Genomic DNA, 12,876 nt, shown 5'->3' with positions numbered 1-12,876 from the left:
AGCTCGGTGATTCTTCAGTCGTCCAGTTCGGCCCAGCGCTCCAGCAGGCGATCCAGCTCCTGCTGTTGCTGCTCGAAACGCTCCAGCACGGCACGGGTCTGCTCCGCGGGCCGCTGGTAGAACGCCGGGTCGGAAATTTCCTGCTGTACCGCCGCCATCTCCGCTTCCAGGGTCTCGATCTGGCCGGGAAGCGCTTCCAGCTCACGCTGCAATTTGTAGCTGAGTTTCTTCTTCGGCGCCTCGCTGGCGGTCGCTACCGGTGCGGGCTCGACGGGGGCCGGAGCGACCGTAGCGGTGGGCTCGGCCTTGCCGGACTTGGTCTCGCCCACGCCCAGCAGGCGCGGCGAACCGCCCTGGCGCAGCCAGTCCTGGTAGCCACCTACGTACTCGCGCACGCGCCCTTCCCCCTCGAACACCAGGGTGCTGGTCACCACGTTGTCGAGGAAGGCCCGGTCGTGGCTGACCATCAGCACGGTGCCCGGGAAGTTCAGCAGCACTTCCTCCAGCAGCTCCAGGGTTTCCACGTCCAGGTCGTTGGTCGGTTCGTCCAGCACCAGCAGGTTGGCCGGCTTGCTGAACAGCTTGGCCAGCAACAGGCGCGCGCGCTCACCGCCCGACAGCGCCTTGACCGGCGTGCGGGCACGCTGCGGGCTGAACAGGAAGTCGCCCAGGTAGCTCAGCACATGGCGGTTCTGGCCATCGATGGAGATGAAGTCGCGGCCCTCGGAAATATTGTCGATCACCGTCTTCTCGGGCTCGAGCTGGTGACGCAACTGGTCGAAATAGGCCACCTCCAGCTTGGTGCCGACCTCGATCTTGCCGCTGGTCGGCTCCAGGTCGCCCAGCAGCAGCTTGAGCAGCGTGGTCTTGCCGGTGCCGTTGGCGCCCAGCAGGCCGATGCGGTCGGAGCGTTGCAGCACCAGGGAGAAATCGCGGATCAGCGGGGCGCCGCCCGGATGGGCGAAGCTCACGCCCTCGGCGACCATCACCTGCTTGCCCGACTTCTCCGCGGACTCCAGCTGGATGGTGGCCTTGCCCTGGCGCTCACGGCGATCGGCACGCTCGGCACGCATGGCCTTCAGCGCGCGCACGCGCCCCTCGTTACGGGTACGGCGGGCCTTGATGCCCTGGCGGATCCACACCTCCTCCTGGGCCAGGCGCTTGTCGAACAGCGCGTTGGCGGTCTCTTCCGCCGCCAGTTGCTGCTCCTTGTGCACCAGGAAACTGGCGTAGTCGCCGTTCCAGTCGATCAGGTGGCCACGGTCCAGTTCGAGGATGCGCGTCGCCAGGTTCTGCAGGAACGAGCGGTCGTGGGTGATGAACAGCACGGCGCCGCCGAAGCCCATGAGCGCTTCTTCCAGCCAGGCGATGGCGCCGATGTCCAGGTGGTTGGTGGGCTCGTCCAGCAGCAGCAGGTCCGGCTCGGAAACCAGCGCCTGGGCCAGCAGCACGCGGCGACGCCAGCCGCCGGAAAGCTCGGCCAGGGTCTTGTCCGCCGGCAGTTGCAGGCGGCTCAGGGTGCTGTCCACCAGCTGCTGCAGGCGCCAGCCATCCTTCGCCTCGAGCTCCTGCTGCACGTGCATCAGCTTGTTCAGGTCTTCGTCGCCGTGGATGTTCTGGCTGAGGTGGTGATACTCGGCCAGCAGCGCGCCGACGCCAGCCAGCCCCTCGGCCACCACGTCGAACACCGTGCGGTCGTCGGCGCGCGGCAACTCCTGCGGCAACTCGCCGATCTTCAGGCCCGGGGCGCGCCAGATCTCGCCGTCATCGCCATGCTGGTCGCCCTTGACCAGGCGCAGCATGCTCGACTTGCCGGTGCCGTTGCGACCGATGATGCACACCCGCTCGCCACGGGCTATCTGCCATGACACCTTGTCCAGCAGCGGCATGGCGCCGTAGGCAAGGGATACATCGCTGAACTTGAGCAGGGTCATGGGCGCCTCCGAAAACAGGGGGCGCATTCTACCCGGTTTGCGCCCCGGCATATCCGCCATTTTTTCATCATGTTTCCTCCGCCGGATCGGATTTCACCCGGGCCGGGCAACAGGCTAAGCTACGCAGGTCCGGTGGCGGCCAGGCCGTTGCCCCATACGATTTCTCTACCCGGAAGTGTCATGCGCGGTCGTCTGCTCAGCCTGTTCTCCTGCCTGCTTCTCACCACCGTCACCCTCGATGCAGCCCACGCGGTCCCTCTTGCCCAGCAACGTCAGATGTACGACGAGGCCAAGCGTGCCCTCGCCAAGGGCGACAGCGGCCCCTACAAGCGCTATGCCACGGCCCTGGCCGACTACCCGCTGGAGCCTTATCTCGCCTATGACGAGCTGACCGCGCGCCTGAAATGGGCCAGCAACGACGAGATCGAGAAGTTCCTCGCCGAGCATGGCGACCTGCCCCAGGCCAACTGGATGAAGTTGCGCTGGCTGCGCTGGCTGGCCGAACGCGGCGAGTGGAAGACCTTCGTCAACTACTACGACCCGAAGATGAACTTCACCGAACTGGACTGCCTCTATGGCCAGTACCAGATCAAGAACGGCCTCAAGGCCGAGGGCTACAAGAGCGCCGAGAAGCTCTGGCTGGTGGGCAAGTCCCAGCCGGAAGCCTGCGACGTGCTCTTCGACCTCTGGCGCGCCGAAGGCCAGATGACCGAGCAGATGCGCTGGCGTCGCGCCAAGCTCGCCGCCGAGGCGCGCAACTACGGCCTGGCCGGCTTCCTGGTCAAGAGCCTGCCGACCCTGCAGGCCCAGGGCAAGCTGCTGCTGGATGTCGCGCAGAACCCGCAGATGCTGAGCCAGACCGCCCGCTTCGCGCCGGCCGACAAGGCCATGGCCGATGTGGTCGGCCTGGGCCTGCGCCGCCTGGCCCGCCAGGATCCGGAAAAAGCCATGTCCCTCCTCGATGGCTACGCCGCACGGATGAAATTCTCCAGCAGCGAGAAGGTCGCCATCGCCCGCGAGATCGGCCTGACCCTGGCCAAGCGCTACGACTCGCGCGCCCTCAAGGTCATGACCCAGTACGACCCCAAGCTGCGCGACAACACCGTCAGCGAGTGGCGCGCGCGCCTGCTGCTGCGCCTGGGCCAGTGGGACGACGCCTACAAGCTGACCAAGCAGATGCCCGCCGAGCTGGCGAACACCAACCGCTGGCGCTATTGGCAGGCCCGCAGCCTGCAACTGGCCCAGCCGCAGAGCGGCGAAGCCGCCCGCCTCTACCAGCCCCTGGCCAAGGAGCGCGACTTCTACGGCTTCCTCGCCGCCGACCGCATCCAGGCGCCCTACCAGCTCAACAACAAGCCGCTGGCCCTCGACCCGCGCCTGGTGCAGAAGGTACGCAACACCGCCGGCATCCGCCGCGCACTGGAATTCCACGATCGCGGCCAGATCGTCGATGGTCGCCGCGAGTGGTACTACGTAAGCCGCCTGTTCAGCCGCGACGAACTGGTCGCCCAGGCCAAGCTCGCCTACGACATGCAGTGGTATTTCCCGGCCATCCGCACCATCAGCCAGGCCCAGTACTGGGACGACCTGGACATCCGCTTCCCCATAGCCCACCGCACCTCCCTCACCCAGCAGGCACGCCTGCGCGGCCTGCACTCCAGCTGGGTCTTCGCCATCACCCGCCAGGAAAGCGCCTTCATGGCCGATGCGCGCTCGGGCGTCGGCGCCATGGGCCTGATGCAGCTGATGCCCGGCACCGCCAAGGAGACCGCACGCAAGTTCGGCATCCCCCTGGCCTCGCCGCAACAGGCGCTGAACCCGGACGTCAACATCCAGCTCGGTGCCGCCTACCTCAGCCAGGTGCACGGCCAGTTCAACGGCAACCGCGTACTCGCCTCCGCCGCCTACAACGCCGGCCCCGGTCGCGTGCGCCAGTGGCTCAAGGGGGCCAACCACCTGGCCTTCGACGTCTGGGTGGAAAGCATCCCCTTCGACGAAACCCGCCAGTACGTGCAGAACGTACTGTCCTACTCGGTGATCTACGGCCAGAAGCTCAACGCCCCGCAGCCCCTGGTGGATTGGCACGAGCGTTTCTTCGACGACCAGTGATCCCTCGCCGGAATGCAAACGGGCGCCCATGTGGCGCCCGTTTCGTTTCCTGGATGAAATCCGCTGCGGGGTTACTCCAGCACCTCGACGTCCATCCCCACTTCCAGCGTGCCGTTGGAACGGTTGATCAGGTTCTGGCCGAAATAGACCTCGCCCTCACGCTCACGGTAGGTCTTGAGGGTGGTGAGGGGCTCGCGGTCGGGGCTGCGCTCACCGGTGGCGGGGTCGATGGTGGTGAGGATGCAACGGGTGCAGCCCTTGGCGACGCTGAACTCGACGCCGCCGATGCGGATGCGCTTCCACTCGTCCTCGGCGAAGGGCGCGCCGCCCTCCACCACAAGGTTGGGACGGAAGCGCAGCATCTCCAACGGACGGCCGACGCGGCTGGAAAGATCATCCAGCGAGGCCTGGCCGATCAGCAGCAGCGGGAAGCCATCGGCGAAACCGACCTTCTCCTCCGGCAGCAGGCTACCGGGGATATCCCGGGCGCGTTTCTCGGGCACGTGCACCAGGCGTGTGGGCTTGCCGATGAAGGCGCTGAGCCAGTCGGCGGCCTCATCGCCGGCATCGGGTACCCGCATGGAATCCTTCCAGATGAAGGTCCCGCGCAGGTCGCTGTCGGGATCGGGCAGCTTCACGTCGAGCGACGGCCGGCCGGCGGTGGCCAGGGTCAGGCCGCCCTCGGCGTTCCACAACGCGCTCAGCTGCGACATCTGCGGCAGCGCGCGCTGGGTGAGGAAGCGGCCATTGCTCGCGTCCACCAGCATCCAGCGCCGATCGCCGGCCAGCCCGAGGCCATCGAGCTCGGCACGCTCCAGGCGTTCGCCGATGGCGGATTTCATGGGAAAACGATAGAGGGCGGAGAGACGCAACATGGGGCCGGCATCCTTGGGCGGTCAGCGAAGGCCCCGTTATACGGAATCGCGGGCCGGGGCCTCAACCCCGGCTCGCAAAAAGGTCACTCATCCTTCTTCAGGCGGTCGGCCACCACGTCCACCAGCTTGTCCGGCTGGAACTTGGAGAGGAAGTTGTCGCAGCCGACCTTCTTTACCATGGCGTCGTTGAAACTGCCGGAGAGCGAGGTGTGCATCACCACGTAGAGGTCGCGCAGGCGGGGGTCGTTGCGAATCTCGGTGGTCAGGCGGTAGCCGTCCATCTCCGGCATCTCGGCGTCGGTGAAGATCATCAGCAGCTTGTCGGTCATCACCTCGCCGGAATCGGCCCACTTCTTCAGCAGGTTCAGCGCCTTGAGGCCGTCGCTGGCTACGTGGGTGCGGATCTCCAGTTGCGACAGGGTTTCGCGCAGCTGGGTCAGGGCGACGTTGGAATCGTCCACCAGCAGCACTTCGCGGCCACGGGCCTTGTCCAGCAGCGGGTTGCTCAGGCGCTCCTCGGACACCCGGGTGCTCATCGGCACGATCTCGGCCAGGACCTTTTCCACGTCGATGATCTCGACGATCTGGTCCTCCACCTTGGTGATGGCCGTCAGGTAGTGCTGGCGGCCGGCACCGCCGGGCGGCGGCTGGATGGACTCCCAGTTGAGGTTGAGGATGCGGTCCACGCCCCCCACCAGGAAGGCCTGCACGGAGCGGTTGTACTCGGTGACGATGATGGTGCTGCGTTCATCCGGCACCAGCGCGCGCATGCCGATGGCGCGGGACAGGTCGATCACCGGCAGGGTCTGGCCGCGCAGGTTGACCACACCGCAGACGAAGGGATGGCGCTGGGGGATCAGGGTCAGCTTCGGCAGTTGCAGGACTTCCTGCACCTTGAACACGTTGATGGCGAACAGTTGGCGGCCGGCCAGGCGGAACATGAGGATTTCCAGGCGGTTCTCGCCCACCAGCTGGGTGCGTTGATCGACTGTGTCGAGAATACCGGCCATTGCGTGCTCCTGTTGAATGTTCGAGCCAGACTGCGGCTGCACCTGCGTTATCGGCAGAGGGCCGTATAACTGTAGCGATCATGGCCTGGCGCCATCATGCACCAGGCGGGTCGACGGCACCAGAAGCCGGTTACTGCCGTCCGTCCTGCAACAGCGGAGAACCGTACGGCAGATGTAAGCGTAGTGCGTCGCGGCGCGCATTGAAGCGAACCTGCCTGCATTCCATGGGTTCTCCGTCGAGATTCATGTCCAGCCCCTCGGGCGCCTCCACCTCGACCCAGGGCAGGCGCGCACTCACCGACACCGCGTCCACCCCGCCGATGCCGCCTGAAAGCAGGGTGCCGAGCGTGCCCACCACGTCCTGCGGGGCCGGCACGATGCACAACTCCAGCAACCCGTCGTCCACCCGCGCATTGGGACACAGCACGTGGCCACCGCCGGCCTGGCAGCCATTGCCGATGCCCACGGCGAGGAATTCGCCCTCCCATTCGAAGTCAGGCCCCTTGAAGCGCCCAAAGGCCGAGTGCACCTCGGAAAATCGCGTCAGCCCGGTGAGAAAGTAGGCCGCGCCGCCCAGCACCTTCTTCAGGTCCTCGGACGTGTTGGCCGTGATCTTCGAACCGAAGCCGCCGGTGGCCATGTTGAGGAACAGCCGCCCATCCGCCTCGCCCAGGTCGATCGACCGGGGCGCCACGTCCAGAAGCGCCAGCGCCTCGCCAGGCAGCAACGGCACGCCGGCGGCACGGGCGAAGTCGTTGGCGGTGCCCAGGGGCAGCAACGCCAGGCTCGCGTCCTCCCCGGCCAGCGCCATGGCCTCGGCGACATCGCGCAAGGTACCGTCCCCACCGCCGGCGATCAGGGTCCGGTAACCGGCGTCCAGCGCCTCGCCGACGATGCGCCGGGCGTCGCCGCCCTCCCAGGTGACGCGCACCGCCAGTTCCCATCCCGCATCGCGACGCGCTTGCACGGCTGCGCGCACCTCCTCGTTCAGTGCCTGTTTTCCATGCAGGATCAGCAACGCCTTGCGCTCGCTCATGAACCACTCCATTCACCGGGGAATCGGTCGAGTATATGCCTCGCACCGTAGGAACAACTTCAGACAAGCGTCAGAGACGGATTACACAAATATCTAATATGTCGATCTGTTTGTTGAATTATTTACGCTTTTTGTCGATACGAACTTGATGAAAAATGGCCTCCAACACGCCGCAGAGCCCAACCACCTGCGAGCAACGAGGAGATTCCCATGATCGAAGTACGCCCCTTCAACCAGCTCGGCGGTGCCCACCACGGCTGGCTCAACGCCCGTCACCACTTCTCCTTCGCCGAGTACCACGACCCGGCGCGGATGAACTGGGGCCAGCTGCGCGTCTGGAACGATGACGAGATCGCCGCCAACAGTGGCTTCCCGCCGCACCCGCACCGGGACATGGAAATCATCACCTACGTCCGCGAAGGCGCGATCACCCACCAGGACAACCTGGGCAACAAGGGCCGCACCGAAGCCGGCGACGTGCAGGTGATGAGCGCGGGCACCGGCATCGCCCACAGCGAGTACAACCTGGAAGGCGAGACGACCAAGATCTTCCAGATCTGGATCATGCCCACCGAGTTCGGCGCCGCGCCGTCCTGGGGTGCCAAGCCCTTCCCGAAAGGTGAACGCGCCGGCAGCTTCGTGACCCTGGCCAGCGGCATAGACGAGGGCAGCGATGCCCTGCCAATCCGCGCCAACGCCCGCCTGGTAGCCGCCACCCTGAAGGCTGGCCAGCAGGCGGAATACCGCCTGGAGAACGGCCGCAAGGCCTACCTGGTGGCTGCCCAGGGCCGTTATGAAGTCAACGGCGTGGCCGCCGAGGCGCGCGACGGCGTGGCGATACGCGATGTCGAGGTGCTGAGCTTCACCGCCAGCGAAGACACCGAGATCGTGCTGGTCGACGTCGCCTGATCAGGCCCTCAACGAAAACGCCCCCGGGGTTCCGCTCCGGGGGCGTTTTTCATTCCGCGCTAGACCGCCTTCGCATGTGCGGGAGCGAATTCCTTCGCGATACGCCCACCACCGAGACGCCGGGCGGCGCCATCACGCCGGATACCCGGTGATCTCGCGGATCTTCTGGTACAGCGGCTTCAGCTGCCGGTACATGCGCTGGTAAACGCCCTGGTAGAGCCGCTCGTAGGTGCGCTGCGCCTGCGGGTCCGGGTGGAACACCTGGCCGACACGGGTCATGGCGCGGATCGCCGTGGGGAAGTCCGGGTGCAGCCCCAGCCCCACCGCGCAATCGATGGCCGCGCCCAGCCCCGAGGTTTCGTAGACATGCGGACGCTCGGCCGGCAGGCCGAAGATATCCGCCGTCAACTGCATGGCCGCATCGCTTTGCGAGCCGCCACCGGAGACACGCAGGCGCCTGATCGGCGTGCCCGAGCGCTTCTCGATGCGCTCCTTGCCCTGGCGCAGCGCATACGCCAGGCCCTCGAGGATGGCGCGGTAGATGTGCGCGCGGGTGTGCACGTCACCGAAACCGATGATCGAGCCCTTGGCCTCCAGCCCCGGCTCGCGGATACCCGGCGTCCAGTAGGGCTGCAGCATCAGGCCCATGGAGCCCGGCGGCACGCTGTCGACCAGTTCATCGAACAGCGCCTCGGGCTCCACGCCCAGCTCCTTGGCCCGTTGCATCTCGCGCAGGCCGAACTCCTGCTTGAACCAGCTGACCATCCAGAAGCCGCGGTAGATCATCACCTCGGTGTTGAAGTGGTCGGGGATCGCCGCCGGGTAGGGCGGGATCAAGGGAATCGTCTCCAGGTAGCTGCGCCGGGTGGTGTTGATGGTCGCCGTGGTGCCGTAGGACAGGCACGCCGTGTCCGGCTCCACGCCGCCCGAGCCCATCACCTCGCAGGCCTTGTCGGCACCGGCGGCGATCAACGGCAGGCCCTCGGGGATACCGGTCAGGCGGCTGGCCTCGGCGCTGATGCTGCCCAGGCGCTCGCCGGGCTTGAACAGGTCCGGCAACTGCTCGCGGCGCACCGGCATCGCCTGCCACTTCCAGTCCTTGGGCGAGGCCCAGTCCAGGCGCTTGTAGTCGAACGGCAGGTAGGCCACCTGGCAGGCCACCGAATCCACGTAGCGGCCACACAGGCGATGGGTGAGGAAGCCCGACAGCAGCAACACCTTGTGCGTCCGCTGCCAGATGTCCGGCTGGTGCTGCGACACCCAGTTCACCTCGGCCTGGGCGCGGAAATAGTCCACCGTGCCTTCGATGCGCAGCAGGCGGAACAGCCAGCCCCAGGGGCCCTTGATACGCCCCTCGACCTCGGCGCGGCGCTGGTCCAGCCAGATGATCGCCGGGCGCAGCGGCTGGCCCTGCTCGTCGACGTTGATCACCGTGCCGCGCTGGGTGGTGACCGAGACGCCACGGATCAGGCTGCGGTCGATGTCCACGGACTCCCACAGCAGGCGGCAGGCCTCGGCGAGGCTCGACCAGTAGTACTCCGGGTCCTGCTCGGCCCAGCCGGGCTGCCTGGAGTAATAGGCCTCCAGCGGCACCTTGCCCTTGCCCACCAGGTTGCCGTCCAGGTCGAACAGCAGCGCGCGCACGCTCTGGGTGCCGTTGTCTATCGCCAGCAGGTAGCTCTTCTCGCTCACGGTGGATTCCTTGTTCTTATTCTGCGGGCAGGCTGTAGCTGCGCTGCCAGAGCGCAGCATAGGCCCGTTCCTCGTCTTCCCAGCGCGCGTCGCTCCAGCCGAGGCGAGCCTGGCACAGCGTACGGACGCGCGGCATCAGCGCCGCGCCGCCGCCAGGCAGCAGCAGGCCCAGGCGGGTGCGACGCAACAGCAGGTCGTCCAGGTGCAGCACCATTTCGCCCTCGGCCGCCCAGGCGAGTTCCGCCCAGAGCGTATCGGTGGCGCCGACGCGCTCGCTGCCCAGCGCCTCGACCAGCCGCGCGATGGCGGCGAGCTCAGGGCCGTGCCGCCCCGCCAGGCGCCGATGCACCAGGGGCCCCAGGCCTGCCAGGTTCGTTCCCGGCGCCGGGGTGAACACCGCCGCGCCGAGATCGTCCACGGCACGGCCGGTGAAGGCCGCACAGGCACGCAGCACCTCCAGCGCCAGCAGGCGGAAGGTGGTCAGCTTGCCGCCGGCCAGGGTCACGCAGCCGGGTTCGATCCACAGCGCGTGTTCACGCTTCTCGTCGGAAGGCTTCAGCGAGCCTTCGCCATCGCTCACCACCGGGCGCACGCCAGCCCAGGTGGAGAGCACGTCCGCGCGCCCGATGGCGGCGGCCGGGAACTGCTCGCGGCAGGCGGCCAGCAGGTAGTCGACTTCCCCGGGGCTGATGCGCGCGTCCAGGTCCAGTTCTTCGCGGTGGTCCAGGTCGGTGGTGCCGACCACGGTCGCGCCTTCCCAGGGGAAGACGAACACCGGCCGGCCATCGTCCGGGTGCATGAAGCTGATGGCGTGGGCCAGCGGCAGGCGCCAGCCGGGCAGCAGCAGGTGGCTGCCACGCAACGGGCGGATGTGCTCGCTGCCCTCGCGACGGCGCAGGCGATCGGCCCAGGCGCCGGTGGCCTGGGCCACGGCGCGGGTGCGCAGTGAAAAGCGCCGGCCGCTCTCGATGTCTTCCGCCACCAGGCCGGTGACCCGGCCTTGCTCGCGGGTCAGTTCCACCACGCGCACACCATTGAGCGCCTCGCCGCCGTCGCGGCGGGCCTCGGCCAGCACGCGCATCACCAGGCGCGCGTCGTCGGTGACCGCGTCGAAGAACTGCGTGCCGCCCTGCAACTTCGCCTCATCCAGCCCGGGAGTGAGGAAACGCAATTGCTGCAGCGAGTGATAGAGGTGGTTGCGCTTGCCGGCCAGGGCGTCGTAGACCGCCAGCAGGCTGCCGAACACACGGGGGCCGGGAAAGCCGCCGCGGTGGGGCATGACGAAGCTCAGCGGATCGACCAGTCCCGGCGCCTCGGCCAGCAGGCGCTGGCGCTCGCGCACCGAGTCGCGGGTCAGGCCGAACTGGCCCTTGGCGATGTAGCGCAGGCCGCCGTGGACCATCTTCGAGGAGCGGCTGGAGGTGCCCCAGGCGAAATCGCGCTGCTCCAGCAGCAGGCACTTCCAGCCCCGCCTGGCCGCCTCGCGGAGGATGCCGGCACCGGTGATGCCGCCGCCGACGACGATCAGGTCCCAGTCCCGCGCCGCCAGCTCCGGCAGCGCGCGCTCGCGCCAGACCGCGTTCCAGGGCTGCATGGTCAATCCTGGATCAGCACGCCGGGGGCCAGGCGGCCCTCGGGGTCGAAATGCCCGGCCAGCGCCTTGAGCACCGCCATGCCGCGCTCGCCCTTCTCCACCGGCAGCCAGGGCGCGTGGTCACGGCCCACGCCGTGCTGGTGGCTGATGGTGCCGCGGTTGTGTGCGATCACCTCGCTGGCCGCGCGCTTGAGCCGGCTCCAGCGCTGCAGGGCCTGCTCGTAGCTGGCACCGGGGCGGAACACATAGGTGGTGTAGATGCTGGAACCCTCGCCATAGACGTGGGACAGGTGGGTGAAGACGTGGACGCGCTCGCCCTCCTCCGCCAAGCCGTCACGCAGGCTGGCCTCCACCTTGTTCAGCAGGGTGTCGACGTTGATCCAGTCGGTGGCGGTCTCCAGGGTGTCGACCACGTAGCCGGCATCCCACAGGCCGTGGCGCAGGTAGGGGAAGCGGAAGCGGTTCTCCGCCCACTTCTTGCCCAGCAGGGTGCCGGTGAACACGCCGCCGAAGCCCTTGAGCAGCTTCTTCGCCTGGCGCAGCGACACGGCGTTCTGCTGGCGGTTGCCGGTGACGCCGAAGGTGAGCATGCACTTGCCGGTGCGCGCACCGCGGAAGGCCAGGTACTTCTCCAGCAGGGCGATCTGCTCGGGGTGGCCGGCCAGGGCCAGCTGGGTCTCGGTCTCGATGGCGTTGGACAGGCGCAGCATCGACAACGGCACGCGGGCCTGGGCCAGCGCGCGGATGCCTGCCAGGGCCTGCTCCCAGTTCGGCAGGAACACGGCGTAGAAGCTTTCCTGGTCGGCCAGGCGGGTGACCCGCACGCGCACCTCGGAGATCACCCCGAAGCGGCCTTCGGAGCCCAGCACCACCTCGCGCAGGTCCGGCCCCGCGGCGGATGCCGGGAAGGTCGGCAGCTCCAGCGGGCCGTCGAAGGTTTCCAGGGTGCCGCCGGCGAACAGCTGCTCGATGCGCCCGTAGCGCAGGGACTGCTGGCCGCTGGAACGGCTGGCGACCCAGCCGCCGATGGTCGAGAGCTCCCAGGACTGCGGGAAGTGGCCGAGGGTGTAGCCCCTGGCCCGCAGCTGGCTTTCCACCTGCGGGCCGTTGGCACCGGGGCCGAAGGTGGCGATCAGGCTTTGCTCGTCCAGGTCCAGCAGGCGGCTCATGCGCTCCAGGGAAAGCGTCAGCACCGGGCGCTCGCCGGCCTGCGGGTTGATGTGGCCGGCCACCGAGGTGCCGCCACCGTAGGGGATGAGCACCACATCGTGCTTCTTCGCCCAGGCCATCAGTTGGCGGATGCCCTCGGCGGTTTCCGGGTAGGCGACGCCGTCGGGGAACACCTCGAAGCGGCCTTCACGCATCGCCAGCCAGTCCGGCAGGCTCTGGCCACGGGCATGACGCACGCGCTCCTCGGCGTCCTGGCTGACCAGCACGTGGGGCGGCAGTCGCGAGGGCGGCACCTGGGCCAGCACCTGCGCGAGGGTGGCATCGTCCAGGCGCTGGCCGGCGCCGACGCGCTGAGCGAGAAAATCCGTGCCATTGGCCGGCAGTTCCACCACGGTCGACTCGTCGCCCCAGCCGTTCCAGCGTCGCATGCCCATCTCCTTGTTCGAGTTGTTTCGGAGGTTTTCAATGGGTGCCTATACTAGCCAGCCGCGCAAGGGCGTCACTGTCGGATCGGGACAGTGGCTATCGCCAATCAAGACATTTCAGA

The 12,876-nt window shown here is 67.6% G+C and carries 9 protein-coding genes; 2 read left to right on the top strand and 7 right to left on the bottom strand.

The window, feature by feature from the left end; translation table 11 throughout:
• Positions 1–14: 14 nt before the first annotated feature.
• The gene (locus PHLH3_RS08635) at positions 15–1,934 is read right to left on the bottom strand and encodes an ATP-binding cassette domain-containing protein (RefSeq protein WP_213628911.1); all 1,920 of its coding nucleotides are present in this window, start codon (positions 1,932–1,934) and stop codon (positions 15–17) included.
• 180 nt (positions 1,935–2,114) lie between these two features.
• On the opposite strand from PHLH3_RS08635, the gene PHLH3_RS08630 reads away from it, so the two are divergent.
• On the top strand, positions 2,115–4,043 hold the full coding sequence (locus tag PHLH3_RS08630) for a transglycosylase SLT domain-containing protein (RefSeq protein WP_213628910.1): 1,929 nt from the start codon (positions 2,115–2,117) through the stop codon (positions 4,041–4,043).
• A gap of 71 nt (positions 4,044–4,114) precedes the next feature.
• On the opposite strand, the gene PHLH3_RS08625 is transcribed toward PHLH3_RS08630, so the two are convergent.
• From PHLH3_RS08625 to yegS, 3 genes are all read right to left on the bottom strand, one after another.
• Positions 4,115–4,918 (bottom strand): MOSC domain-containing protein, encoded by an 804-nt coding sequence (locus tag PHLH3_RS08625; RefSeq protein ID WP_173173740.1) that lies wholly within the window; start codon positions 4,916–4,918, stop codon positions 4,115–4,117.
• A gap of 83 nt (positions 4,919–5,001) precedes the next feature.
• Entirely contained in the window at positions 5,002–5,928 is a 927-nt protein-coding gene (locus tag PHLH3_RS08620; RefSeq protein ID WP_213628909.1) for a chemotaxis protein CheV, read from the bottom strand.
• A gap of 130 nt (positions 5,929–6,058) precedes the next feature.
• Positions 6,059–6,964, bottom strand: coding sequence for a lipid kinase YegS (yegS, locus tag PHLH3_RS08615; RefSeq protein ID WP_213628908.1), 906 nt, complete (start codon positions 6,962–6,964; stop codon positions 6,059–6,061).
• 210 nt (positions 6,965–7,174) lie between these two features.
• Here yegS and PHLH3_RS08610 point away from each other — a divergent pair, with 210 nt between their 5' ends.
• Entirely contained in the window at positions 7,175–7,873 is a 699-nt protein-coding gene (locus PHLH3_RS08610; protein WP_111262731.1) for a pirin family protein, read from the top strand.
• A gap of 132 nt (positions 7,874–8,005) precedes the next feature.
• Here PHLH3_RS08610 and PHLH3_RS08605 read toward each other — a convergent pair whose 3' ends face one another.
• Genes PHLH3_RS08605 through PHLH3_RS08595 form a run of 3 tightly spaced genes read right to left on the bottom strand, consistent with a single transcriptional unit; the run spans position 8,006 to position 12,757 of the window.
• Positions 8,006–9,565, bottom strand: coding sequence for an FGGY-family carbohydrate kinase (locus PHLH3_RS08605; protein ID WP_213628907.1), 1,560 nt, complete (start codon positions 9,563–9,565; stop codon positions 8,006–8,008).
• A 16-nt stretch (positions 9,566–9,581) separates the two neighbouring features.
• Positions 9,582–11,159: a glycerol-3-phosphate dehydrogenase/oxidase gene (locus PHLH3_RS08600; protein WP_213628906.1), complete on the bottom strand. Its 1,578-nt coding sequence runs from the start codon at positions 11,157–11,159 to the stop codon at positions 9,582–9,584.
• Positions 11,160–11,161: 2 nt separating this feature from the next.
• Positions 11,162–12,757, bottom strand: a complete 1,596-nt coding sequence (locus PHLH3_RS08595; protein WP_213628905.1) for an FAD-binding oxidoreductase — start codon at positions 12,755–12,757, stop codon at positions 11,162–11,164.
• Positions 12,758–12,876: the final 119 nt, after the last annotated feature.

Origin of the sequence: Pseudomonas sp. Pc102, from assembly GCF_018408275.1 — a bacterium.
Taxonomy (GTDB): domain Bacteria; phylum Pseudomonadota; class Gammaproteobacteria; order Pseudomonadales; family Pseudomonadaceae; genus Metapseudomonas; species Metapseudomonas tohonis.
The sequence above is the reverse complement of the archived record's forward strand: the minus strand, read 5'-3'. Positions and strand labels throughout refer to the sequence as shown.

Coding starts and splice junctions, on each gene's coding strand:
- PHLH3_RS08635 (WP_213628911.1), bottom strand. CDS start 1,934: ATGACCCTGCTCAAGTTCAGCGATGTATCCCTTGCCTACGGCGCCATG.
- PHLH3_RS08630 (WP_213628910.1), top strand. CDS start 2,115: ATGCGCGGTCGTCTGCTCAGCCTGTTCTCCTGCCTGCTTCTCACCACC.
- PHLH3_RS08625 (WP_173173740.1), bottom strand. CDS start 4,918: ATGTTGCGTCTCTCCGCCCTCTATCGTTTTCCCATGAAATCCGCCATC.
- PHLH3_RS08620 (WP_213628909.1), bottom strand. CDS start 5,928: ATGGCCGGTATTCTCGACACAGTCGATCAACGCACCCAGCTGGTGGGC.
- yegS (WP_213628908.1), bottom strand. CDS start 6,964: ATGAGCGAGCGCAAGGCGTTGCTGATCCTGCATGGAAAACAGGCACTG.
- PHLH3_RS08610 (WP_111262731.1), top strand. CDS start 7,175: ATGATCGAAGTACGCCCCTTCAACCAGCTCGGCGGTGCCCACCACGGC.
- PHLH3_RS08600 (WP_213628906.1), bottom strand. CDS start 11,159: ATGCAGCCCTGGAACGCGGTCTGGCGCGAGCGCGCGCTGCCGGAGCTG.
- PHLH3_RS08595 (WP_213628905.1), bottom strand. CDS start 12,757: ATGCGACGCTGGAACGGCTGGGGCGACGAGTCGACCGTGGTGGAACTG.